Origin of the sequence: Curtobacterium sp. NPDC087080 (assembly GCF_044745105.1) — a bacterium.
GTDB lineage: Bacteria > Actinomycetota > Actinomycetes > Actinomycetales > Microbacteriaceae > Curtobacterium.
Genome location: NZ_JBIUZP010000004.1, coordinates 322,173 through 346,505 on the forward strand (window position 1 = coordinate 322,173; position 24,333 = coordinate 346,505).

Consider the following 24,333-nt stretch of genomic DNA (forward strand, 5'->3'; position numbering starts at 1 on the left):
GAGCACGGGTGACCGCTGGGGAAACCACGCGTGAACGACCGCCCTGTGCAGGAGTGTCACCGACGAGCGCGAACGTGCCCCTCGGACTGGGGAGGAAACGTCACGATATACGGACGGTGACATTGTCGGGCTCCGCGGGTATGGTGGGCGGCGTTCAGGCCTCCGGGGGGATTCCACTGCGCGGGGGTGCAGGTACGAAGAGAATGAGGTTGACCATGTCGCGTGTCCTTTCCACCGAGCAGGCGAAGACCGCCATCCGCCAGATCCAGTCCATCGTGAACGGCGGGTTCACGGACCAGATCTCGCAGCTCGACGCCCAGGGGCGCATCCTGTCCGACTCGAACGTGTGGGACGGCCCGCTCGCCTCGACCTTCCGTGGGTCGACCTGGCCCGAGACCAAGGCCGCCCTCGACAAGGCGAAGACCGAGCTCGAGCAGCTCCGCACGCAGCTCGACAAGATCTCGCAGGACATCTTCACCGCGGGTGGCGGCGCGTAAGCACCCACCCCACACCCGGTCCACCGTCACGGTGGGCCGGGTGTTCGCGGTCGGGGGGCCGACCGCACCACAGCACGATGCGTGCAACGCGCGCGACCAGCACGATCAGCACGACCAGTACGTCCAGCACCAGCTCCGGGGGGAACGACCATGGCCCAGATCCACGCCAACATGGATCCGATCGAGTTCGACGACGCGACGGCCGATGCGTTGCAGAGCGCGATGAAGTCCGCGGCGGGGGCGATCAACGGCCAGCGCGGTTCCCGTCGCTCGTACGTCTCCACGGGGTCGCAGGAGTTCCGCGGCCGCTTCGCCCAGCTGTTCTCGTCGAACGCCGATGTGGCCGACTCGGACGCCGACCGGATCGCGACGGCGCTGGAGAAGGTCGCCGGTTGGGTCGGCCAGATGAAGGAAGCCGCGGCGAAGGAGCGGGACAACCGCAGGCGCGCTCGCGAGTGGCAGGAGCGCGAGGACGAGCGGAACGGCTTCCAGGACTTCTGGAACGACACCTTCCACTACGACCCCATGCCGGACATCAAGAACGACGCGCCGCCGACCTTCAAGGAACCGGACGTGCGCGCGCGGCCCCGTGAGACGCCGAACCCGGGTTCCGGTGGGGGCGGAGGCGGCGGGACGTCGTCGGCGCGTCCGAGCGACCTCCGCTCCTTCGCGACCGGTTCGGTGTCGCTGGACAGCGCCCTCGAAGGACGACCAGCCGCGTTGCGGGGGAAGCTCACCGACTTCGCCGCCAAGTGCTCGTGGGGCCACATCGACGCTGACAGCGTCGTCACCGCCTTCGAGCAGTGGCTTGACGCGAACGCCCAGGACGCGAAGTGGGCCACCACCATCGCGGATGCCTTCACCGCGGCCGGCGGCGAGGGCAACGTCTCGACGGTCGCGGACTCCGCGCTCGCCGCGGCCCTCGCAGCCGCCGGTGTCTCCGAGACCCGCCAGGACCTGCAGTTCGAGCCGCCGTCGGCGTACGGCGCCCAGCCCACGACGGGCTTCTCGATGGACCCGGTCAACACCACGACCGGCAACTTCCTCGAACCGGAGCTCGACCTCGGGTTCACCGGTGCCTCGGCCTCGCTCGAGGTCACCCGCATGTACAACTCCCTCGACGAGCACGTCGGGCTCTTCGGCCCGGGTTGGTCGTCGATCCTCGAGACGCGTCTGCTCCTCGACGACGAGGGGGCGACCTTCGTCGGCGCCGACGGCCGACAGATCCGCTTCCCGCGCTCCGGCGAGGGCTGGGACCGCGGTGTCGGCGAGAACCGCTGGCTCGCCGCCGAGGGCGACCTGCTCGTCGTGCGCGACAACGCCGGGGTCCGGATCGACTTCACCCCGTCCGGTCTCTGGACCGGACAGCGCGGCGGGGTCGGGACGGCGGTCCGGGTCGCCCGCGACACCGAGGACCTGGTCGTCCGGCTCGAGCACGAACGCGGCCGCTGGGTCGAGATCGAGCACGTCGACGGACGCGTCGCGGTCCTCCGGGCTTCCGACGGTCGGCGGGTCGAGTACGGGTACGACGACCGCGGGCGACTCGTCAGCGTGACCGACCCCGTCGGTACCCGCCGCTACGGGTGGAACGACGACGACCTCGTCGTCACCGTGACGTCGGCTGCCGGGGTCGTCGAGGTCGACAACACCTACGACGACCAGCGCCGTGTGGTCGAACAGGTCAGTCCGCACGGCCGAGCGGTGCGCTTCGCCTACCTGCCGGGCCGCGTCACGGTCGTGTCCGACCACGACGGCTCGCGCGCGAACTCCTACATCGCCGATGCCAAGGGTCGGCTCGTCGGGGTCATCGACTCCGACGACCGACGACAGTCGATGAGCTACGACCGACACGGCAACCTGGTGTCGGCCACCGAACGTGACGGCTCCGTCACCGTGCATGCCTACGACGACCGCGGTCGGAAGACCCGGACGGTGACCCCCTCCGGCGGTGACATCACCTACGGCTACGACGACCAGGACCGGGTGACCACCGTCGTCACCGAGGCCGGTGCGGTCGTGTCCTACGAGTACCGCGGCGACGACCGCGACCCGTCCGTGATCGTCGATCCGGTCGGCGGTCGCACCGAGCTCACGTGGACAGGCGGGGTCCTCACCCACGTGGTCGACCCGACCGGGATCGTACTCGACCTCGAGCACGACGAGTTCGGCGAGCTGGTGGCGACCACGAACGCGGTCGGGGACACCGCGCGGATCGAGCGTGACGCTGCCGGTCGTCCGGTCGCCGCGGTCAGCCCGTCCGGCGCACGGACAGAGTACCGCTGGGACGCGGCGGGGCTCCTCGTCGAGCGCCGGGACGCCGACGGTGCCGTCTGGCGGTACGAGCACACGGCCGGTGGGCGCGTCGCATCGATCACCGATCCACTCGGTGCCCGCACCACCTTCGAGTACGCGGCGAGCGGCGAGCTGGCGACCACCGTCGACCCCCTGGGTCGGCGGGTCACGCGGACGTTCGACGACCAGGGGAACGTCGCCGCGCTCGCCCTGCCGGGTGGCGCGGTCTGGACGTTCGCGCACGACGGGTTGTCGCGCCTCCAGGCCGTCACCGACCCGACGGGCGCGACCTGGCGACACGAGTACGACGCCAACGGCGGCCTCGCCGCCACCGTCGACCCGACCGGCGTGCGGCAGGAGGTCGCGCGGGACGTCGCGACCGGCGTCGCGACCCTGCGCGATGCGTTCTCCGCCACGACGTTCCGGTTCGACGAGTTCGGGCGACCGGTCGAGCAGACGAGTGACGAGACCGGATCCGAGCTGGTGACGTACGACGCAGCCGGACGGCCCGTCGAGCTCGTCGACGGCGAAGGTGGCCTGACGCGCATCGAGCGCGAACTGGGTGGTCGGGTGACCGGAATCGTCAGCCCGTCCGGCGCCCGCTCGACCTACGAGTACGACGCGTGCGGGCGTCCGTCCGCGGCCGCCGACGCCACAGGAGCGCGGACGACGCTCACGTACGACGCGGACTCCCGCGTCGTCGCCCGGGCGCTGCCCACCGGCGAGGTCGAGGAAACCACCTACGACGCCGTCGGCCGCGTGGTCGCGCAGACGACGGCGGGATCCGGCACGAGCCGGTACCGCTACGACCGGGCCGGGAGGCTCGTCTCCAGCCACGACGCACGCTTCGGTCACCGACGGTTCCGCTACGACGCTGCAGGGCAGCTGGTCGAGGCCGTCGACGGGCTCGGGGGCACCACCCGCTTCGCCTACGACGAGCGGGGGCGGCTCACCGAGGTCACGGACCCCGCCGGCGGTGTCACGCGGCGCCGGTACGACGGAGCGGACCGCGTGGTCGCGGTCGTCGACCCGCTCGGTCGCGAGACGACGGCGCGGTACGACGCAGCCGGTCGCCAGGTGGAGCAGACCGACCCCGAGGGCCGGACCACCAGCTGGACCTTCGACGCCGCCGGCCGTGCGACCGAGGTCCTGGTCGACGGCCGGCTGGTGAGCGAGACCCGACGCGACGCCGTCGACCGCACCGTCGTCGTCACCGACCACACCCGTGGTGCGGGCCGGACGGTCGACCACGAGCTCGAGTACGACCGCCGCGGGCTCCTCGTCCGACGGAGCCGGGGTGGGCGTTCCGTGCGGTGGGAGTACGACGCCGACGGCAACCGGACCGCGCGGATCGACCCGACGGGCGCACGGGTCGAGTGGCGCCGTGATCCGGTGGGCCGCGCCGTCGCCGTCGAGCGACAGGGGCTCGCCGCGGCGACCTTCGCCCACGACGCAGCCGGGCGGATCGTCCAGGCGTCGACCGGCGACGTCGTCCAGTCGTGGTCGTACGAGCGGGGCGCGCTGGTCGCCCACACGACGACGACGCCCGACGGTGCGATGGTCACGCGCATCGAGCGCGACGACCAGGGCCGGATCGTCGCGCTCGACGGTCCGGACGGTCGTGTCGAGTACGAGTACGACGATGCCGGGCAGCTCGTCCGCGCGGGCGACTCCGCGTGGGAGTACGGCCACGGCGGGCGGCTGCTGCGCGAGGTCGTCGACGGTGCTGCGACGACGTTCGAGTACGACGCCGCGGGGCAGCTCACGGCCTCCGTCCGGGACGAGGAGCGGACGGAGTACCTGTACGACGGGCTCGGTCGACGGATCCGTCGTACCCGCCCGGACGGGTCGACCGAGGAGTACGCCTGGTCCGACCTCGGGTCGCTGACCGCCGTCGTGTCGCGGGACCGTTCGTACGGCGAGACCGGTCGGGCCGAGGTGTGGACCGACGTGCTCGGAGAGCTCGCCGAGGTCGATGGCGCCGAGGTGTGGTGGGACTCCGCCGCGCCGCTGCCCGCGATGGTGTCGATCGGCGGGGAGAGCGTGCTCGACCTGCCGGGCGGCGCGGTCGCCGTGGGTGATGCCTGGTCGATCGCAGGCTGGCGGAGCGCTCGTTCCACGGACCCTTCGGACCCGTGGGCGGTGCTCGCATCCGTCGGTGGACCGGCACTGCCGCCTGGTGTCTCGCTCACCGCTGACGGAGGGCTGTCAATCGCGGGGCTGGAGTGGCTCGGGGCGCGCGTGTACGACCCGGCGGCGCGGGGCTTCTTGTCGACGGACCCGTTGGCGCCCGTGCTCGGTGCGGCGTGGTCGGCGAACCCGTACTCGTACGCCGGGAACGATCCGATGCACGCGATCGACCCCCTGGGGCTCCGACCGGCGACGGATGAGGACCTGGCGGCGTACCGGGATGCGAACCAGAGCTTCCTGTCGCGGGCTGCGAGCTGGGTCGGTGACAACTGGGAGTACATCGCCGCCGGAGCAGCGATCGTCGCCGGGGTTGCGCTGATGTTCACCGGCGTGGGCGGCCCCGTCGGTGTTGCCTTGATCGGAGCTGCGTCGAGTGCGCTCTTGGCAGGGGGGGTTTCCATCGGAACGCAGAAGGCAGTCAACGGCAGTGTCGATTGGGGCAAGGTCGGCGTCGACACGCTCGTAGGCGGGGTGAGCGGAGCGGTCGGAGGGCTAGCCGCGACGGGGTTGTCAAAGCTCGCTCCGATCGTCGGTCGATCTGCGAACCCAGTCGTTCAACGAGTCTCCTCAGCCGTGTTCTCGTCGACTGGTAGAGCCGCTGGCTCGTCGGGCGTTTCGGGAGCTGCCACGAACATGATCGAATATGGCTTCGACAAGGATCACGGACCCCGGACTATTGGGGGATACGCGCAAGCAGCGGCCTCAGGCTTCGGCTCCGGCGCCGGGCTGAGCGTCGTCGGAAGTAAGATCACCTCGGCGGTGACATCCAATCTGCCGATAACGCCGCAGTATCCCGCGAACTGGCATCCTCACGCTGTCGCTCCAAACGTTGCGCGCTGGACTTCGGTCGTCGGCGAGACCACCGACCGACTGATCGGCGGCGCCGGTAGTGTTGCTTCCGAGATGTTGGACCCTGACGGCGACCGCGGAGGCGACCTGCTGCAAGACGGTATCAATGGCATGATCGACGGCTCGATCGGTTCTACGAAGCCTAAACACTGACGCGGGTCGGCCAGGCGCGCAAGAGTCATCGATGCAAGGAGTCAGAGTTGATGCGGAAAGAGCGCTCGATGCGGTCGAGAAGAATCATTTTCTCCTCATGGCTGATCGGAATGGTGCTGATATTCACCGCGATTTTTGTCGCGCCGGTGACGCTGAAGGCATATGACGCCGCCCACCCGCTCGTGGTGGAGTGCCGTATCATCGCGGCGACTGCGGGTGACGGATCATCGAGATCTGTGCGTGGTATTGGTGCATCGTTCAATCAGGTGCGCCTTGATTCTTCAGACTGCGGCGTCCTGTTCATACGCAGAGGTGTGTCGGCAAACAATGCTTCACAAATTGCAGCGGAGTTTCAATATGGTCGCCGTTACGAGTTGCAGTTTGGTGCCGCTTCGTACCGTTTCCGCGATCTGCTTCGAACCTTGCACCAGGCGGTCGAGGTTCAGCGCTTGAATTAGCGAGAGCTTCTGAGTGCCCGCGTGCAGGCTTGTCTCAAGCGCCGGGAGTCAGCTGAGAGATGGAAGTGTACGAGACTACTTGCGGTGGTGCTCTTCTTCGGACGGCAAATGAGCTGCTGACATGAGGGTCGAGCAGAGAGCGCCGGGCGCTCGGAGTACGTAGCGGCAGGCGCCGAGTCCCGAGTGCATGAGTGAGGTGCAAGGATGAACGATGCTCGCCGGGGAGTGATCCAGAGGCGGGTCAAGGTGTTCGCCGTGCTTACGCTTATCGTGTTTGGGCCTCTCGCCCTCCTGATCGGAGGGCCGTTGGCTCTTGTTGCTTATGACAAGTCACACCTCATCTCCATTGATTGCACGGTCACGAGTGCAGAGTCAGCTGTTGGCTCTACACGTTCGTCGAAGGGGATCGGCAGTTCCACGAACCGGGTTTTCATCAAGACGAACTGCGGAGAGTTTGTTCTCGGCGCCGGCGTGACTACTGTCAACCGCGCTGAGATAGCAAACGAGCTTGATCGCGGAGGCCGCTACGAATTTGATATCGGCGGAGGGTCCTGGAGGTTGCGGGGCTTCCTTGAAGCCGTCAGCATCGCTCGCGTGGTGTATGGCTACGAGCCTGTCGGGGGCAGCTGAGCGCCTTCAGCTGCTGTTCCTCGACCGGACCTTCGGCAGTTCGCGGGTACTCGGCGGGCCCATCGGCAGTTCGGAGCCGTCTCGAGCACCGCGGGTACCACCGTCGAGCACTCGGTGACCGGTGAGGACATGTCGTGGAATGACGTTCTGTGGAGCACAGCGTCTGGTGGGTTGCCCACACATGCCCCTTCCCGACAAGTACACCCAGACGAACTTCGACACGCTCCGCAAGGTTCCGTACACGCAGACGCAGACCTGGGACGGCCTCGTCGGTAGCGGACGCAATGCGGTCGCGTTGCGTGGCGGAGCGTTGATGGGTGCCGGTGTCGGCGCGGGGGCGGACACGGCCCACGATGTCGTGAGCGATGTGTTTGGGTGATGAGGTGAAGAAGAGAGTACGCGTCTACCGTCCCCTGACCGGCGGTGCGCTCGTAGGCAATCTCGTGCTCGTCGTGGTCGCGATCTGTGTGGCCTTCATTCTCGGTCTCACGCAGGTGAGCCTGTCGGTCGTCCTGTCCAACCTCGTCGTCGGGATGGTGGCAGCCGGCGTTCTCGCCTACATCGGGTCGGGCTGGGCGATGGCGGGCATAGCTCTGGTGTTCTTCCTCGGGCCGGTCGTCACACGGTTCGTGCTCGACGGCGCGCAGCTGTCCATCCGGGTCTGGTTCATGGCCATCTTGGCGGGTTGGATCCTGGGAGCACTGGTGCGTCGTACACGGGACCGCGAGCTGCCCCCGCGCGGGTCGGAGGAGCGACCGGTCCTGCAGTGGTGGGTTCGTGGGAAGCGCTTCGAGGAACGCAACCCGACGCTCGCGCAGGTCGAGGCCAAGATACGAGCCCTCGACGGCCGGGATCGAACGCTTGTCATCCTGCGTGACCGAGCGCGGGAGCTGGACCTTTGTGGGGACGCTGCAACCGGTATCCTCGTGTTCCGGACCGAGGACACGAAGGACGAATCTCTCTGGGAAGTTCCGTTCAGTGCAGAAGTCGACGATCAGGATTCGGTCGAGACCGCGATGGGGGACGTGTCCGCACCGGTTGCTCGTGGTCTGCTCGTGGATGCGGATGAAGCGTCATCCATCGCTCGGGGGTTCCATGGCGGGAGGACCGTCGCCGGTTCGGCCGGGATATGGCGCGGGGAAGACGTGTTGACGGTCCGGCCCTCGCTGCCCTGAGACCCTCTGGGCGGTGCGATGGGCTTCGCGCGCCTCGCCGCGTTGAGCGGCGGTAGTCGCCGACGACGACGCTCCGTCTGTGAACATCTGCGGCGCCGATCCCGAGGCGAACTCATCCTCGCCATCGGCTCCGATGACCTGAACGGCGAGCTGGCGACGACCGTCGACCCCCTGGGTCGGCGGGTCACGCGGACGTTCGACGACCAGGGGAACGTCGCCGCGCTCGCCCTGCCGGGTGGCGCGGTCTGGACGTTCGCGCACGACGGGTTGTCGCGCCTCCAGGCCGTCACCGACCCGACGGGCGCGACCTGGCGGCGCGAGTACGACGTTAACGGCGGCCTCGCCGCCACCGTCGACCCGACCGGCGTGCGGCAGGAGGTCGCGCGGGACGTCGCGACCGGCGTCGCGACCCTGCGCGATGCGTTCTCCGCCACGACGTTCCGGTTCGACGAGTTTGGGCGCGTATTCGATGTCTCCGGGTCCTCACACGGTCGCGGGTCTGGCTGAGTCAATCGGGAGTCAAGCGACAGTTGGCGCGCTGACTGGCGGCACAACGGCTTACCGGCCGAAGTGGCTCGATAAGGAAACCGCCGCGACGTTCTCTCGCGGCATCTACCGCTCCGGATATTCGCACGGCGACACGTTGTTGAGCAGAGCAGGCGCTGACGGGCCTCGAAAAAACTCTGGCGGCTTCTGGTCTCGAGATGCACCCACCAGTGTCGCCCAGGTGCGCGAGGACAAAGCGATTCTGCCAGTCTGGCGGGATGCCGATGGCAATGTGACCGGGCCAAGCCCTCTGAGTCACGGTTACACGGCAAGTTTCCGTAGCGGTACACCGATGTACAAGGGTAAGGTCGCGCCTCAGACCGGAGATGATGGTCATGTGTACGCAGGTGGAACACCGCAGGTGCACATTCCCAGGTCCTACAAGCATGGGAGCATCGTTGATAAGTGGGAGATCTTCTGACGGCGAACTGCGTGAAGCACTCGTCGATCGACTCGGTTGGATCGCGGGTTTGGCAGCCGCTCTGCCCGAGGAGCGGGCTGCCGCAGCGCTGACGAGGTATGCTGAAGGACTTCGTGAACCTGAGTCGTGGATGATGCAGGTTCACAAGGATGTTGCATTGCTCCTTCGAGCGGGGCCGGGGAGTCTTTCTGATCAATATTTCGTCCGGGACGACGGTACTCCAGACATCGAAGTTTCCGAGCGCTTTGTTGCCCTCATCGAGGACGCGCGGAGGTTGAATAGCGCGCTCGAGGCGAGATCTTGAGAGCTTTCGGTCGGGAACGTTCGTACCGGGAGGTCCCACGCAATCGTCGACTCTGAATCAGTTCGGACGCCCTGCGGCGAGTAACGTGAAGAGTGTGTTCAGTAACGGAGCCAATGCAGTGAGGACTTGGACTTCAGCGGGCGTTGGGGCCACTCTTGGTGTCGGAAACGACGGCATGCGGGAGGCTCTCAAGAGCTTGGGTGGACCGTGACGAAGAAGCCGAGCCGACCCAGACCGGACGGTGGTGGCGTCCGGCAGCCGAAGGGGGTGCTGATCGCTTGCGGAGTGCTCGTCGTTGTCGGCACGCTGATCCCTCTCCTCTTTGCTGGTAGGGCTGCTTCCCAGGTGCTCGTGTACGCGCTGATCGGAGCATTCTTCGGATGCCTTGTTGGCGGTTTGAGCCTGCGCTTCCGCCCGGTCACGATAGGGATGCCGATAGTCGTGGTGCTGATCTTCGTGGCGCTGTTCGTGTTCCAGCGGCTCGACGGGCTATGGGCCTTTTCCGTACCGCCCTATCTGTTCGGATCTTTCGCTGCCGCCAGCGTGGGATCGCACCTTCGTCATCAGACCTGGACGGCGCGAGAGCGTCGGCTGACTGATCGCATGTGATCTGGAGTCGTGATGTTCAAGATGTCGCTGCAGCGCGATGATGGCTCTCCGGACGCTGAGGTTGTGCCCTGGTCAACGTCCGAGGTACGTCTGAGCCTTGGGAGAGAGGGTGCCCGACTAGGGCGATCGAAGCGGTTCGTCGAGGTCGAGTGCGGTGGTGTCTTCGGGCGGTTCCTCCGATCGGATCTCGAAGCGCTCCTCGCCGGGCAAAAGCGGGTCATTGAGTCGTTGACGGAAGAGCCGCTCCTGTACTTTGCATCACCGATCGATCTAGCTCCCACGTCTTTTGCGATGAAGTCGATGATCGACGTGGCGCAAGGCTCGGTCGCCCTTCTGGTCGAGTCCGAAGACCCACGTCCGCTAGCGGTGTTGACGGCGGCCGAAATCGACGAGGCCCGTCGATGGCTGGCAATGTGACTACGACCGCGCTGGGACCGCTTCAATACCCTCGCGGCCTTCGGCTGTTGGAGGGCGGAGCGGCCTCGGCCAAGGGCGACGCAGTCCTTGGTGTTCTCGCACGAGCGGGCATCTCTCCCGTGCTCGGGCAGGCGGGCCAATCAATGATCTCGAGTGCGGTTCATGGAGCGGGATCAAGGGCCGCGGATGAAGGAGCGAAGATCGGGTGGAGCGGCGATGCAAGGGATATCTCGCTGCGACCGGGATCGGAGCCGCAACTTCGACCGGTTTCAGCGCCGCCCCGATCGTGCGCCGGCTGACCGGACGTGAGAAGCGCGGCCTAGTCGGAGGATCGAGAATACCCTTGACGCCAAACTGCCTCGTCAACTGGCACACTCACGCCGTTGCTTCGAACGTTGACCGCTGGAGCTCGTTCGTCGGCGAGACCCACGACGGACTGATCGGCGGCGCCGGAGCTGTTGCTTCCGAGATGATGGACCTTGAAAGCGACCGCGGAGGCAACCTGGTTCAAGACGGTATCAACGGCATGATCCGCATCCGCCCGGGCGGTCGCGGGGAACGACTTCATCTCAGGAGCATCCGGATCGCGGGGGAGGGTGACTGTGGCGGCGAGATGGAGGACCGGTGAAGGAACCGAAGGCTGAGTCGGGACCAGGAAGACGGGTGGGAGGGCGCTTCTACCGTGCCCTCGCGCTCATCGTCGTCATCGCTTTGATTGCGCTGGTCGGCCCGTTCGCGCTGAGTCGGATCGACGCCGCCCATCGTGTGCAGATCATCTGCTTCGTGAATGCGGCAGAGCCGCTCAAAGGAGGGAGCGTGACGAGGACGGGTTTGGGTACGTCGTTCAATGAGATCGAGATCACAACGAGTGACTGTGGGGAACTCTTGCTGCGTGAGGGGGTGACAGCTGACAACGCTTCGGAGCTCGCTGGGCAGTTGAAGAGCGGAGGCAATTACCGATTCGAGACCGGGGAAGGGTCCTACGCTATCCGGTCCGTGCTGCGGCTGATCGGTCGGGATGTGACAGTGGAGCGACCAGTTCAAGTCCGTTGATCACGTCTGACCAAGTCGGCGGCTACTCCTTGGCCGAGATCGCTCAGTCGTTTCAGCGCTCCAGTCGCCGATTGGACCGGCAGCGACGTTGGCGGCGGAGTGGCCGGTCCCGCAGGTGGAACGCTCGGGCAGAAGCTGTGGCCCCTGACCAAGGAGCTTCTCAGCAATGGGGCAGTCGCGAGGGGGTGCAGTAGCCGGAACGACGAATTGAGAGCGAGGGGTGCGTGTCGCACAGCAGGCTGAACCGTAGCCACTTCTCACCGAGCCGGCTGTCGGTCGTCAGGGGGCGACTCGTCACGGGGCGGTGCCAGAGGGTCGGGGATGGGAGCGAGGATGAGAAGAGAACGGGTCAGGAAGGCGCAGGTGAGGCGCGCGTCGGGGGCGAAGCGAGGGAACCGATTCGTCTTCGGGATGCTCGGGGTGATCGTCCTCGGAGTCGCTGGGCTCCTGGTAACAGGGGAGCTGTTCAGGCACTACGACCGGGAGCACCCCATCTGGGTGACCTGCGTTGTCGAATCGGCGTCTCCCGCTACGGGTGGATCGACGTCAGGACGTGGGATCGGGGCCACGTACGATCAGGTCGAGATCGCCACGGATGGCTGTGGACCACTCGTGCTGCGCCGGGGCGTCGACGAGGCCAACAAGGAGCGTCTGGCTGCAAGCTTCAAGCGAGGCACTGGTCACCGGTTCGCGGTGGGCGCTGCTTCCTACCGGTGGCGTTCGGTGCTGCACTTCTTCCGGACGCCGGTGATCGTGACGGATTCGGCACCACTGCCCGAAGAGGGTCGAGGTTGACAGACAGACAGGTGCGTCGCGAGGCGTCGGAGCCTCGACGCTGGGGATCGCCATGGTGCTGACGTAGTTGACCGTGCCGGAACGGGAGCAGGGTCGGAGCCACCCAGCCTGATACGTTGGATGCAGGCGCCGGCCCTGCTGGCGCCTGACATCGAGTACCGCGCACAGGGGGCGCCGGCGCTCGAGGGGGCGTGTGAGATCGGCCGCGTGTCGGCTGGAGCACGGAACTTCGGGGACGTCCGGCGCGCGAGTGCTGACCGCGAAGGACCATCATGACGACGCCGAACAACGGGCAGCCCGGCGACTGGCAGCCGAACAACGGGCAGCCGAACCAGCAGCAGGCGCCCGGCTTCCAGCAGCCGGACCAGCAGGCGCCCGGCTTCGGCCAGCCGAACGGGCAGCAGATGCCCGGCTTCCAGCAGCCGGGCCAGCAGGCGCCTGGGTACCAGCAGCAGCCCTACGCCGGCGCGAGCGGGAGCGTTCCCCCCTGGCAGCCGCCGACCCCGGAGAAGAAGGGGAAGAACGTCGCACTCCGGATCCTCATCCCGGTCGTCGCCGTCATCGCCGCGGTGGGTGCGTCGCTGGGCGTCCGCGCGTTCTTCAACGCCACCGCCGAGCCCTCGCCGTCGGCCCTCGCGACCGAGGCGGCGAAGCAGGTCAACGAGAACTACACCTTCCCGCTCGAGCTCGACGAGGTGACCCGCTGGGACGGCGTGACGGCCGACGGCGCGCAGCTCGAGTACGCCTACACGATCGACTCCTCGGTCGATCCGGCGAGCCTGACCGCGGCGGACCTCAAGTCGTCGGTCGTGTCGAACGTCTGTCAGAAGAAGGAGTCGCGCGACCTGCTGTCGAAGGCGATCGTGATGCGGTACTCGTACCTCTTCGACGGCACGGACCGCACGATCGACTTCTCGGTCACCAGCGCCGACTGCTGACCCCGGGCGGAGGCTGAGGAGGGGTGACTCCTGCACGCCGGGTCTTCCACGCGCTCCTCGCGGCGGTGGCGCTGGCCAGCAGCGGGCTGATCGAGCTCGGGCACTTCGGCGTCCAGGGCTGGGCGTTCGCCGTCGTCACCGTCGTCGGACTCGGCTACGGTGCGGCGCTCGTGCGCGTCGGCGCGGCGGGCTGCCTCGTACCGACGGTGCTGTTCCTCGGGAGCTTCGTCGTGCTCGTCGTCCTCGTCGACCACACGTCGGACTGGGGGTCGCTGCAGTACGGGTGGCTGCCCGCGGTGCTGGCCGGTGCGCTCCTCGCCAGGGTGCTGTTCCCGGACGTGGGGGCGAGGCGGCGCAAGGAGACGACGGGCCGCGGGCTGCGCACGGCGGGTGGGGAGTGGCTGCGTGAGCTCGGCCCGTTCATGCTGTGCACGGGCGCGTTCTGCGCCGCCGCGCTGGGGGCGATCCTGCACGGCGAGGGTGACGAGGCGCTGCGCTACGACGACGCACTCCGGCGGACCGGCGTGGTCGTCACCGGTGAGGTCGTGCACGTCGAGCGTGTGCACGTCACCGGGTACAAGGGGCGAGGGCACAGCGAGTACACGCCGGTGACGCGGCAACGGTACGAGGGCGTGGAGTACGAGACGACGCTCGACGAGTACACGGTGTCGAGCGATCCAGACTTCTACCGGGTCGGACAGCGCCTGCAGATCATGGTCGACCCGGACGATCCGACGACCGCCGGCGTCCGGTCCGAGGAGCTGCACGGGATGTTCGCGCGGAACGTCGACGACGGTCGCAACTACGCGTTCACCGCGCTGCCGCTGCTGGCCGTGGGTGCGCCGCTCCTCGCGGTGCAGACGGTCGAGGGCATCATCCAGAGGATCCGCACCAGGCACACGCGGCGGTGGGCGAGAGCCAGGCGGCAGGTGCTCGCCGCTCGACGGCGCGCTCGCCGTCTGGCCGCCGGTGTCGCGTCAGCCCACCGCGCTGGATCGTTCCCGCCACGCACCCCGACCGAGTGAGCGCGCGACCGCCACCGGAGCAGAACGCGACAGCACGAGGCGACCGCCCGACGGAGCGGGCCGTCCGTCGGACCGGCACCGCGCCTCCAGGACGGGTCGTGCGGGATCAGCCGCCGACGGTCAGCGCGGTAGCCCGCTCACCCACGCGCGGAAGGTGACGGCATCGCTGTCGCGGAGGACGACTGCCGGTGCGTCCTGCGCGTCGTACAGGAGCGCGAGGCTCTCCGGCGGCAGACCGGCCAGCTGTCGACCCCCGAGCGACGTCGGGGCGACGAGCGCAGGGCTGGCGAGGAACGCGAGGGGCTGCGAGTCGGATTCGACGACCCCTGTCCTGCCGTCGATGAGCGCGCGGACCTCTCCGGGGTGCAGCGCGACGACGTCGCCGCCGACGAACAGGCGGATCACCGGACGCAGGCGACCGCCGGGACCGAGCGGGGCGGTGGTCCAGTCGGCGCTACAGGCGACCCCGCGCCAGGGTGGGATCGGGACGCCGTTCGGTCGGAGCGCTGCTTGGGCCGTCGCGCGGGGACGGACGACGCGCTCCTGCAGGTACGCCTCGAGCTCCGCGTAGCCGCGGGCCAGGCCCATCACGGAGAAGAGTCGCTTGCCGGTCACGTCACGTGCCTGCAGGCCGCCGTACTGGTTGGCGATCGGCAGCACCGCAGCGATCTCGCCGAGGTCGGCGCGGCGCTCCTGGTGGAGGCCCTGACGGACCAGCAGGTGGTCCTCCATGGCGAGCACCCGTGTCCGGCGCATCGAACGGGACAGCACGATGCCCCCGATACCGGCCAGCAGGAGGACGATCGCCACGACGACGAGGCTGGGTTCGACACCGGTCGAGATCGTCGTGGCGGCGCCGAGCGACAGCAGGGCTCCGAGCACGACGAAGACGATGGCGACGACGCGGATGAGGACCCACTGGAAGGTCCGCAGGCGCACGGTGACGAGCGCGCCGCCCTCGCTCGGCAGCGTCTCCCCACGCTCGCGCCGGCGACGGTCGCTGTGCTTGGTCGCCGCCGTCACGGATCTCGTGATGACGAACGCCGCCACCATCGCGATGCCCACGGACGTGATCGTGATCCACATGTTTCGTCCCCCTCGTGCTGCGGCCCGTGGACCGAGTGGCCGACCGCCACGTTCGGACGGTCGACCACTCGATCATGCATCCCCGACCACCAGGTCGTGTTCGGCGATCCCCCCACGGTGCGGTGTGCAGAGTATCAATTCTACGGGGCCGTGCAAGTTCGTATGTCGCCGCCCTGTGGCTCGAACGGGGGTGACGGCGACCTGTGGAGAACGGAACCTCACGGTATTTCAGCGGCTAGGATCGACCACGCAGTCGATTCTTGAGGGGGACGATCGTGATGTTGACGCGCGCCGGGGGGACCGGGACTCGGCAGGGGAGCCGCATCGCGGGAGTGGTGGCCGTCACGGGTGCACTCGCGCTGGTGCTCTCCGGCTGCACCGCCGACCAGGACCAGGTGACGGATCCGTCACGTGTGCTGCAGACCGTGGACACGACGCTCACCACGAACGGTGCGGTGAACGCGATCTCGGACACGACGATCTCGGTCGCCGGCAAGCGCTCGTCGTCGAAGACCGTCGACCACGACGTGAAGGACGCGGCCGGAGACCTGCCGCTCCGGATCACCACCCAGTACACGACCGACAAGCGCTCCGGGACCGACCTCGCCGACCTCGACGGGTACTCCGGTCGCGTCGAGATCGACGTGACCGTCGAGAACCTCACGGTCCGGTCGCAGGACCTCACCTACGACGTCGCCGGAGCCTCCCGTTCGACCCCGGCGCTGGTCGGCGCACCGTTCAGCGTCGCCGCTTCGACCGTGCTCGACGGGGTCGCCCCCGACCGCATCGTGACCGAGTCGGTCGACGGCGGCGCCGCCACCGACGGTGTCGTGAGCACGAACGCCTCCGGCGACGCGGTCGTCCAGTGGGGCCGGCTGCTGGCGCCGCCGACGTCGGGAGCGAGCAGCACGCTGCACCTCGTCGCCGACGTCCGCGACTTCTCGACGCCCGCGATCGACGTCGCGGCGCAGCCCGGACTGACGACGGACCTGTCGACCAGCGGCGTGATGAACGGGGCGTTCGGCTCCGAGACGGACTCCGAGCTCGCGCTGCAACGCCGGACGATCGACCTCATCGCGCAGGTGAACGAGGTGCTCGCCCGTGCCGGCGGCACCATCACCGAGGTCCGCACGAACCTCGAGTCGACGTCCGAGACCCTCGGTGTGCGGACGGCTGAGCGGCTGCAGGAGAGCAGTGCTTCGCTCGCGAGCACGATGCAGTCGCTGTCGGGCGAGCTCGGTTCGCTGAACGGGGACCTCGGCTCGACCGTGCAGGCGACGCAGTCGACGGTGCTGCAGCAGTTGCAGCAGACGACAGGCAGCCTCGATGCGCTGCTCGGTGACACCTCGGCGGCCGCTCCGGCGCCGGTGCTCGACGGCGAGGGCTGTGCCGCGGTCCCGCAGACAGGCACGGCGGGTTCGAGCGTCTACGGGAACCTGCTGCGCGTGTCCGCGCAGCTCGAGGGCTACGCCGAGGCGAGTGAGACCTGCAAGCAGGAGGTGACCGCGCAGCTCGCCGCCGCGGTCGGGCCGGAGCAGCCGGACGAAGCCAGTTGTGCGCTGGGCGAGAACGTCGAATCGCTGACGTGCTCTCTCTTCGCTTCCTCGAAGTCGATCAACCAGTCGCTCGTGGGCCTGGTGAAGGCCGGCGACGACATCGCTACAGTCCTGCGCGGGCAGAAGTTCGAGGATGCGTCGGGCAGCGTCGTCGAGCTCAAGACGACCCTCGACAACCTTTCCAAGGCGCTCGACGACTACCAGGCCGGTGCCGACGCGTCGAAGCTCGCGGGCGCGCTGGACGCTCTGGACGAGAGTTCCACCGCCTTGAGTGCCCGTTCCGACGAACTGCAAGCTGCCCTGCGAGCCGTGCACGAGCAGGCTGACTCGGCTCGGTCGCTCATCGACGGAGCCGGGTTGCCCTTCTCGATGCAGCGTCAGAACGCAGCAGTTGCAGATCAGCTCTGCTTGCTCGCGACGTTGGATCGCATCTCCGACGAAGATGCAGCGCGTCTGCGCGGTTACCTCACGGCAGAGCCCTGCGCGGGAGCTGCACCGGACACGAAGCTGAGCCCCGGACCAGGGTTCGACACACCGATGGATGCGCGCCTCGATGACCAGGCAAACCGTTGGCAAGAAGTCACCGACGGTACGAAGACCGAAGGGGCAGCAGAAGGAACGGTCGGCGGATCGGTGGGAAACCTTCGATCGCAGCTCGATGAACTCCAGGCGGCGATCAAGGAGGTTCGTGCCGCCTCGACAACCGGGGGCTCGAACATCGACAAGACGGTTGAGGACCTTCGCTCCGGTATCGAGAAAGCCCAGTCCCAGCGAACAACTGTTGCGGAGCAGCTCGAGTCCGTGCAGAAGACGCAGCTCGAGCTGGCTGACCAGGTCCAGAAGTCGTTTGCCGATGCTTCCGACAGCTCGACAGACGCGCTCGCTGAGGCGCTGCGGTCGCAGGTCCGCATTGTCGGCAAAGCCTCCGCAACGAGTCGAGATGCCGTCGTCGACGCGTTCGACAAGTCGATCGCCGGCCTCCGCACCACCTCGGGCGAGGTGACGAGCGACTCGAAGGGCACCATCGACGAGCAGAAGGGTGCGCTCCGTGAACAGAGCAGCAGCCTCGCCTCGTCGGTGGACGCGCAGACCGCCGCGAGTCTGCAGCGCATCGACGCGAGCACCAGCGCCTCGGTCCGCGACGTCGAGGGCGCGAGCACGCTGCTCACCGGCGACCTCAACCGCGTGATGCTCGACCTCGGTGACCGCAAGGTCAACGGCTCCGGCATCCTCGGCGCGATGGCCACGAGCGCGGCGAAGTCCGACTCCGCTGACTACCAGCTCGCCCTCGCGTCGCAGAACGCCTCGGGCTACGCCAACGTCCGGGCGGAGGACGTCGCCGGCATCCTCCTGCAGCAGGAGCAGTTCCGCGCCTCGCTCGACCGGGCCGCGAAGCTCCCCGCCTTTCGTCTCGACGTGCCGTCCAGCGCGACGTCGACGACGCTCTACGCCTTCCGGATCGGAGCCGAGCGATGAGCCACGTGCAGGACCAGCCGACCGATGCGACTGCTGACGAGCAGGGCGCAGACGACCCGACCACGACCGATGCTGCCCGGACCCGGAAGCGTCGGCGGACCGCGATCATCGTCGCGGTGGCGGTCCTCGTGGTCGCCGCCGTCGTCACCGCGGTGCTCGCGGTGCGCGTCTCGGCGTCGACCCCGGCCGAGGCGGTCTCCGCGACGGCCCCGGTGCCGATCAGCGTCTCCCACGTTCCCGACGGCACGAAGATCGGGGTCGTGGTCACCCTCGGCGACGGCGAGGGCGCGCAGTGGGATGACGCCGCGCAGGGTGCCCTCGTGGCGCAGCGTCGCCTGGAGCTCGGCGGCACCGACGTGCAGCTCGTGACGAAGAACGACGGCGGGTCGGCCGACGGCGCCCGGAAGGCCGTCGAGGCACTTGCGGCCGACGGCGTCTCGGGCATCGTGGTGGCGACGTCCGGCGACCACGTCCGTGGTGCCTTCACCGCGGCGGCCGACGCCGACATCCCGGTCGTCGCGCCGTACGCGGCCGGCGGTGACGACGCCTGGTCGACCGCGCCGTCGACGGAGTCCGTCGCGTCGGCGTTGCAGGACGCGCTCGGTGACGCTGCGTCGCCGCTGCTCGTGGACCTGGGTGGCGGGGCGCCGTCCGGCGTGCGGTTCGCCCACGTCCTCGATGCGACGAGCACACCCGACCTCGGCGCACTCGCCACGACGATCGCGCAGCGCACCGGCGCGGCGGCGGGCTCCACCGACGCCGCGACGACCGACGGCCAGGACGGAGCCGCGCAGGCCGGCACCACGCGGGGCGGCGCCACGCAGGACGGTGCAGCGCAGGAGGGTGCCGAGCAGGCGGCCCCGGACTCCGACGCCGTCGTCGTCAGCGGTCCGGCCGGTCGACAGGGTGCCCTCGTCGCAGCACTCCAGGAGGCGAACGTCACCGCTCCGGTCGTCCTGACGCCCGAGGCCACCAGTCCTGCCTTCGCGGCGGCGCTCTCCCAGGCGGGCGGCAGCCTCAGCGGCACGTTCCGCACCGTCGGCGTCGAGACCGACGACGCCCGCGCCCTGTCCTCGAACGCCGAGGGTCGTGCCATGTCGGCGTTCCTCGGCGGCGTACGGGTGCTGGCGGACGACGCGGACGCGAAGAACCTGACCGGCGACCGGTCGTTCGCCTCGGTGGCGACCGTGGCCGACGCCCGGAGCCACGACGCCGTCGTCGCCCTGGTGACCGCCGTCGGGGCGGCCCGGAGCACGGACGTGAGCAAGGTCTCCGACGCGCTGGCGGGGCTCGACCTGGGCGCCGACGACGGCCTCGCCGGCCCCGCGCTCGACTTCGGCGCGCGGCAGGCCCTCGGCGACCGTGCCGGTGTGCTCGCCGCCTCCGCACAGGACCTCGGGCTCCGTCCCGCCACCGCGACCGGTGACGACGGGGCCACGCCCGCGCTCGTCTGGTTCTCCGACTCGACCGACTGACCCCGTCCCGACGCACCACCGCACCACCGCACCACCCGCACCGCCGCACCACCCGCACCACCCCGAGGGAGGACCGCCCATGCGCCTGCTGATCGAGCTCGACGACCGCCGCGAGACGATCGAGGCCGACGGGTGGGCGGAGTCCTCCACGCTGGGGGACCTCGTCGCGGCGTCGCTCGGCACCCCGCTCGACCCCGGGACACCCCTGGCGGTCGACGGCCACCGGACGAGCTCGGACACCCCGCTGCGCGACCTCGTGCTCCTCGAGGGGTCCCGGGTCGCCCGCACCACCGAGGAACCGCCGCGCACGGTCGACGGCTGGAGCGTGACCCTGGCGGGTGGCCTCGAGGCGGGGCTCGTCGTCCCGGTGCCGCGCAGCCGTCGGCTCGTCGTCGGGCGGGCTCCGCAGGCCGACGTCGTGCTCCCCACCGAGAGCGCCTCGTGGGAGCACTGCACAGTGGAACGCGAGGACGACGGCGTCCGCGTCCGCGACTCCGGTTCCACGAACGGCACCGTGATCGCGGGGGAGCGCATCGACGACGAGGGCGTGCTGCTCACCGGCACCACGAGCGTCATCGTGGGCGGCGCGGTGCTGCTGCTCCGGCCGGAGCTCCCGGAGACGACGGTGCCGCCGGCGGGGACGCTCCCGAACCTCACCCCGGCCGCCACCGCACCCTTCAACCGGCCGCCGCGGCCCGGTCGCATCACCGACACCGAGCCGGTGTCCCCGCCGACGCGCCGGGACGTCGCCCCGGCGTCGAAGTTCAGCTGGATCACAGTCGCGGCGCCGCTCGTGCTCGCGGGGGCGATGGTGCTCCTCCTCGGGGACGCCCGCTTCGCACTGTTCGCACTGCTCAGCCCCGTGACGGCGATCGGCATGTGGTTCGAGCAGAAGCACCGCCGTGCGAAGAACCTCAAGGAGGAGGAGACGCGCTTCACCGAGGCGGTCGAGACGTTCCGGGGCGAGATCACCGCTGCCGCAGCCGTCGAGGCGGCCCGCCGACAGGACCTCGTGCCCGATCCGGCGACCGTCGTCCGCCGTGCGCTCCTCCCCACCACCGACCTCTGGCAGCGCCGGTCGGACGACGACGACTTCCTCAGCCTGCACGCCGGCACCGGCGACGCGCCGTGGCGTCCCGAGGTCGACCAGCGTGCGGCGTCGTCGAAGCTCGAGGACGAGGCGAAGGCCGCGATCGCGGACAGCCGCCTCACGGCGGCGCCGGTCGTCGCCGACCTGTCGGACGCCGGCGTCGTGGGCATCGTCGGCGACCGCGACGGCGCCCTCGCCCTCGCCCGCAGCCTGCTCGCGCAGGCGAGCGTGCACTGCGGACCGGCGGATCTGACGGTCGGTGTGTTCTGCGACACAGGCCGACAGGACGACTGGTCCTGGGCCTCCTGGCTGCCGCACACCCGCGTCGCGGGCAGCAGTACCGGCGCCCGGTGGATGTCGGCGCAGCGCGACCAGAGCGCCGCCGTCCTGCGCGGACTGCAGGAGTCGCTCGACGAGCTGCCCACCCCGAACCTGCTCGTGGTCGTGGACTCCGACGTGCTCACGGAGGGCCGCGACGCCCCGGCGCGCAGCCTGCTCGGCCAGGGCCGGACGGTCCCCGGTGTCTCGCTGCGTCCGGGGGAACGTCGACAGCGGGTGAGCGGCATCGTCATCGCGACGAACGAGCAGCAGCTGCCGGCCGCCTGCACGTCCATCGTCACGGTCGGGGCGGACGCGGCGGCGACGGTCTACCGCCCCGAGGACCGCACGCGCGTCGAGGACGTCGTGCTCGCCGGTCTCACCCCGGCGACGGCGGAGCGCGCCGCCCGCGCCGTCGCGCACTTCGACGACCCGGAACTCACGGTTCCCGGCGCATCGCTGCCGTCGCTCGTCCGCCTGCCCGACCTGCTCACGCGGAGCGCCGCACCCCACGCCGGCACCACCTCCGTCGACACCACCACCGCCGAGGGCATCCGCACCCTGTGGCAGACCAGCACGGGCACCTCGACCCCGGTCGGGTCCTCGGAGTCCGGCGTCCTCGAGATCGACCTGGTGCGCGACGGCCCCCACGGCCTGGTCGGCGGGACCACGGGTTCCGGCAAGAGCGAGTTCCTCCGCTCGTTCGTCGCCGGCCTCGCGGCCCGGAACGACCCCACCCGGCTCAACTTCCTGCTCGTCGACTTCAAGGGCGGCGCCGCCTTCGCTGCCTGCGAACGACTGCCGCACACCATCGGCACGATCAGCAACCTCGACGAGCAGCTGGCCGACCGGGCGATCCGTGCACTCGAGGCCGAGCTCGAGCGCCGCCAGCGGGTCTTCGCGACCGCCGGCGCCGACATCGACAACCTCGACGCCTACCTCGCGACGCGGCCGACCGAGCCGATGCCGCGCCTGCTCTTCGTCGTCGACGAGTTCGCCATGCTCGCGAAGGAGTTCCCGGACGTCCTGACCTCGCTCGTCGCGATCGCCGCCGTGGGCCGCACGCTCGGCGTGCACATGGTGCTCGCGACGCAGCGCCCCGCCGGCGTCGTGAGCGAGGACATCCTCGCGAACACGAACCTCCGGGTGGCGCTCCGCGTGCAGAGCCGTGAGGACTCGACGAACGTCATCGGCGTCCCGGCCGCCGCGGGCATCGGCCGGCAGCAGACCGGTCGCGCCTACGTGAAGCTCGGGCAGGACGACATCACCCCGGTGCAGACCGCCCTGGTCACCGGCCGCGCGCGCGACGAACGGGTCGAGCAGTCGGTCTCGGTCCGTCCGACGGACGTGTTCGGCGTCCCGGCACCGGCGCCCGCACCCGGGCCGAGCGCGTCGGACGACACCGACCTCGACGTGCTCATCGAGGCGATCCGCGCCGCGAACGACGCCGCCGGGTACGCGGCACCCCGCCCCATCTGGCCCGAGGCACTGGGAGACCGGGTCGACCTGGCGGAGGTCCCGGAACCGCCCAGCGGCAGCGGCCGCCGTCTCGTGCCCGTCGCGCTCGCCGACGACCCCGACCACCAGCGTCAGGTCGCCGGCGGCTGGGACCTCGACGAGGGCAACCTCGTCCTGATGGGCATCCCGGGCAGCGGCACGAGCACCGCCCTGTCCGCACTCGCCCTGCGTACCGCGCGGACGACGAGCCCGGACGACCTCGACCTCCTCGTCCTCGACATGGGCCCCGGCGACCTGGCCCCGCTCGCGCAGCTCCCGCACACGACGGCCTACGTCGGGTCCGGTGCCGGGGCGGGTGAGCTGCAGGCCCGTTTCCTCCGGCACCTGCGCGCGGACCTCGAGCGTCGGCGCGCGAGCCCCGGCGTGCGTCGCGCCGTCGTGCTCATCGACGGCCTCGCGGCGCTCCGCGACGAGTACCAGGACTTCGAGGGCCAGCAGCTGCTCGACGCTCTGTACCGCGTGTACGCGGAGGGACCGGCGCTCGGCATCTCGTTCGCGGTCTCCACGACCCGCGCGAAGGCCGTGCCGTCGGCGATGGACGAGGTCACCACCCAGAAGTGGATGTTCCGTCTGGCCGACCCGTACGACTACGCGTCGATCGGGGTCCGTCCGAAGGACGTCCCACCGCCCGTGCCGGGTCGGTACATCGACTCGACGACGAAGCTGCAGAGCCACGTCGCGACACCGGCGGTACCCCTCGCCGCGGCCGTCGCCGAGGTCGCCGCAGCGTGGCCGGACGCGGCGCCGAAGACGAGCGCCGTCGGCCGACTGCCGGATGCGGTCCGGGTGCAGGACCTCGGTGCCGCGGCACGCTTCGACACCGAGCCGTGGCGCCTGCCGGTCGGCATCGCCGAGGACGACCTCGGCACCGCGGCGCTCGAGGTCTACGACGGCGAGCACGTGCTCGTCGCCGGCCCGGCGCGTTCCGGCAAGTCCACGGTGCTCCTCGCCCTGGCCGACCAGGCACGGTCGGCCGAGGGCGTCCGTCCGGCCGTGTGGGCGATCTGCGACCGCCGGTCACCGCTCGCCGACGGCGTGTTCGACCGCCTCGCCGTCGGGGCCGACGAGGTGCCCGCCCTGCTGGCCGGCCTCCGCCTGGAGCGCGGCCCGGTCCTGCTGCTCGTCGACGACGCCGAACGCTTCGACGACGCCGACCAGGCGATCGCCTCGCTGCTGTCCTCCGAGCGACCGGGCCTGTGCGTGGTCGCCGCCGGCCGGTCCGCCGACCTCCGTTCGCTCTACAGCCACTGGACGCGCGCGGTCCGGAAGTCCCGCTGCGGCGTGCTGCTCCAGCCCGACGTCGACTACGACGGCGAACTGCTCGGGGTCACGCTGCCCCGACGTGCCCCCGTCGCGCTGACGGTGGGTCGCGGCTACGCCGCGTCGGGCGGCGCCGTCCGCCTGGTCCAGACCGCCGCGCCCGGCGCCTGACCCGCGGGACCACCGCCGGACGGGAGGCGCG

At 69.6% G+C, this 24,333-nt stretch carries 17 protein-coding genes; 16 read left to right on the forward strand and 1 reads right to left on the reverse strand.

Going from position 1 to position 24,333, the window contains the following annotated elements; translation table 11 throughout:
* Window positions 1–215: 215 nt before the first annotated feature.
* The 13 genes from ACIPEQ_RS13050 to ACIPEQ_RS13110 all read left to right on the forward strand — a co-directional run bounded on the left by ACIPEQ_RS13050 (window position 216) and on the right by ACIPEQ_RS13110 (window position 14,352).
* Entirely contained in the window at window positions 216–497 is a 282-nt protein-coding gene (locus ACIPEQ_RS13050; protein ID WP_058729289.1) for a hypothetical protein, read from the forward strand.
* Window positions 498–647: 150 nt separating this feature from the next.
* The gene (locus tag ACIPEQ_RS13055; RefSeq protein WP_402715483.1) at window positions 648–5,981 is read left to right on the forward strand and encodes a DUF6531 domain-containing protein; all 5,334 of its coding nucleotides are present in this window, start codon (window positions 648–650) and stop codon (window positions 5,979–5,981) included.
* A 50-nt stretch (window positions 5,982–6,031) separates the two neighbouring features.
* A complete protein-coding gene (locus tag ACIPEQ_RS13060; protein WP_402715484.1) occupies window positions 6,032–6,439 on the forward strand; it encodes a hypothetical protein in 408 nt (135 codons plus the stop codon).
* Window positions 6,440–6,643: 204 nt separating this feature from the next.
* Window positions 6,644–7,069, forward strand: a complete 426-nt coding sequence (locus tag ACIPEQ_RS13065) for a hypothetical protein (protein WP_402715485.1) — start codon at window positions 6,644–6,646, stop codon at window positions 7,067–7,069.
* Window positions 7,070–7,250: 181 nt separating this feature from the next.
* On the forward strand, window positions 7,251–7,448 hold the full coding sequence (locus ACIPEQ_RS13070) for a hypothetical protein (RefSeq protein WP_402715486.1): 198 nt from the start codon (window positions 7,251–7,253) through the stop codon (window positions 7,446–7,448).
* Between the two features lie 4 nt (window positions 7,449–7,452).
* Entirely contained in the window at window positions 7,453–8,244 is a 792-nt protein-coding gene (locus tag ACIPEQ_RS13075; RefSeq protein ID WP_402715487.1) for a hypothetical protein, read from the forward strand.
* Between the two features lie 18 nt (window positions 8,245–8,262).
* The gene (locus tag ACIPEQ_RS13080; protein ID WP_402715488.1) at window positions 8,263–8,751 is read left to right on the forward strand and encodes a hypothetical protein; all 489 of its coding nucleotides are present in this window, start codon (window positions 8,263–8,265) and stop codon (window positions 8,749–8,751) included.
* A 971-nt stretch (window positions 8,752–9,722) separates the two neighbouring features.
* Complete coding sequence (locus tag ACIPEQ_RS13085) at window positions 9,723–10,124, forward strand: hypothetical protein (protein ID WP_402715489.1); 402 nt, start codon at window positions 9,723–9,725, stop codon at window positions 10,122–10,124.
* A gap of 9 nt (window positions 10,125–10,133) precedes the next feature.
* Window positions 10,134–10,541 carry a hypothetical protein gene (locus tag ACIPEQ_RS13090; RefSeq protein ID WP_402715490.1) on the forward strand — a complete coding sequence of 136 codons (408 nt, stop codon included), beginning with the start codon at window positions 10,134–10,136 and terminating at the stop codon, window positions 10,539–10,541.
* Between the two features lie 343 nt (window positions 10,542–10,884).
* Window positions 10,885–11,169: a hypothetical protein gene (locus ACIPEQ_RS13095; RefSeq protein WP_402715491.1), complete on the forward strand. Its 285-nt coding sequence runs from the start codon at window positions 10,885–10,887 to the stop codon at window positions 11,167–11,169.
* A complete protein-coding gene (locus ACIPEQ_RS13100) occupies window positions 11,166–11,594 on the forward strand; it encodes a hypothetical protein (protein ID WP_402715492.1) in 429 nt (142 codons plus the stop codon). The genes ACIPEQ_RS13095 and ACIPEQ_RS13100 overlap by 4 nt, the downstream gene beginning before the upstream one ends.
* Before the next feature lie 1,067 nt (window positions 11,595–12,661).
* Window positions 12,662–13,327: a hypothetical protein gene (locus ACIPEQ_RS13105; protein ID WP_402715493.1), complete on the forward strand. Its 666-nt coding sequence runs from the start codon at window positions 12,662–12,664 to the stop codon at window positions 13,325–13,327.
* 23 nt (window positions 13,328–13,350) lie between these two features.
* Entirely contained in the window at window positions 13,351–14,352 is a 1,002-nt protein-coding gene (locus ACIPEQ_RS13110; RefSeq protein WP_402715494.1) for a DUF3592 domain-containing protein, read from the forward strand.
* Between the two features lie 120 nt (window positions 14,353–14,472).
* On the opposite strand, the gene ACIPEQ_RS13115 is transcribed toward ACIPEQ_RS13110, so the two are convergent.
* Window positions 14,473–15,438 (reverse strand): hypothetical protein, encoded by a 966-nt coding sequence (locus ACIPEQ_RS13115; RefSeq protein WP_402715495.1) that lies wholly within the window; start codon window positions 15,436–15,438, stop codon window positions 14,473–14,475.
* 275 nt (window positions 15,439–15,713) lie between these two features.
* On the opposite strand from ACIPEQ_RS13115, the gene ACIPEQ_RS13120 reads away from it, so the two are divergent.
* From ACIPEQ_RS13120 to ACIPEQ_RS13130, 3 genes are all read left to right on the forward strand, one after another.
* Complete coding sequence (locus tag ACIPEQ_RS13120) at window positions 15,714–18,470, forward strand: hypothetical protein (protein ID WP_402715496.1); 2,757 nt, start codon at window positions 15,714–15,716, stop codon at window positions 18,468–18,470.
* Window positions 18,467–19,945 carry a hypothetical protein gene (locus tag ACIPEQ_RS13125; RefSeq protein ID WP_402715497.1) on the forward strand — a complete coding sequence of 493 codons (1,479 nt, stop codon included), beginning with the start codon at window positions 18,467–18,469 and terminating at the stop codon, window positions 19,943–19,945. Before ACIPEQ_RS13120 ends, ACIPEQ_RS13125 begins: the two co-directional genes overlap by 4 nt.
* Window positions 19,946–20,024: 79 nt before the next feature.
* Window positions 20,025–24,302, forward strand: coding sequence for an FtsK/SpoIIIE domain-containing protein (locus tag ACIPEQ_RS13130; protein ID WP_402715498.1), 4,278 nt, complete (start codon window positions 20,025–20,027; stop codon window positions 24,300–24,302).
* Window positions 24,303–24,333: the final 31 nt, after the last annotated feature.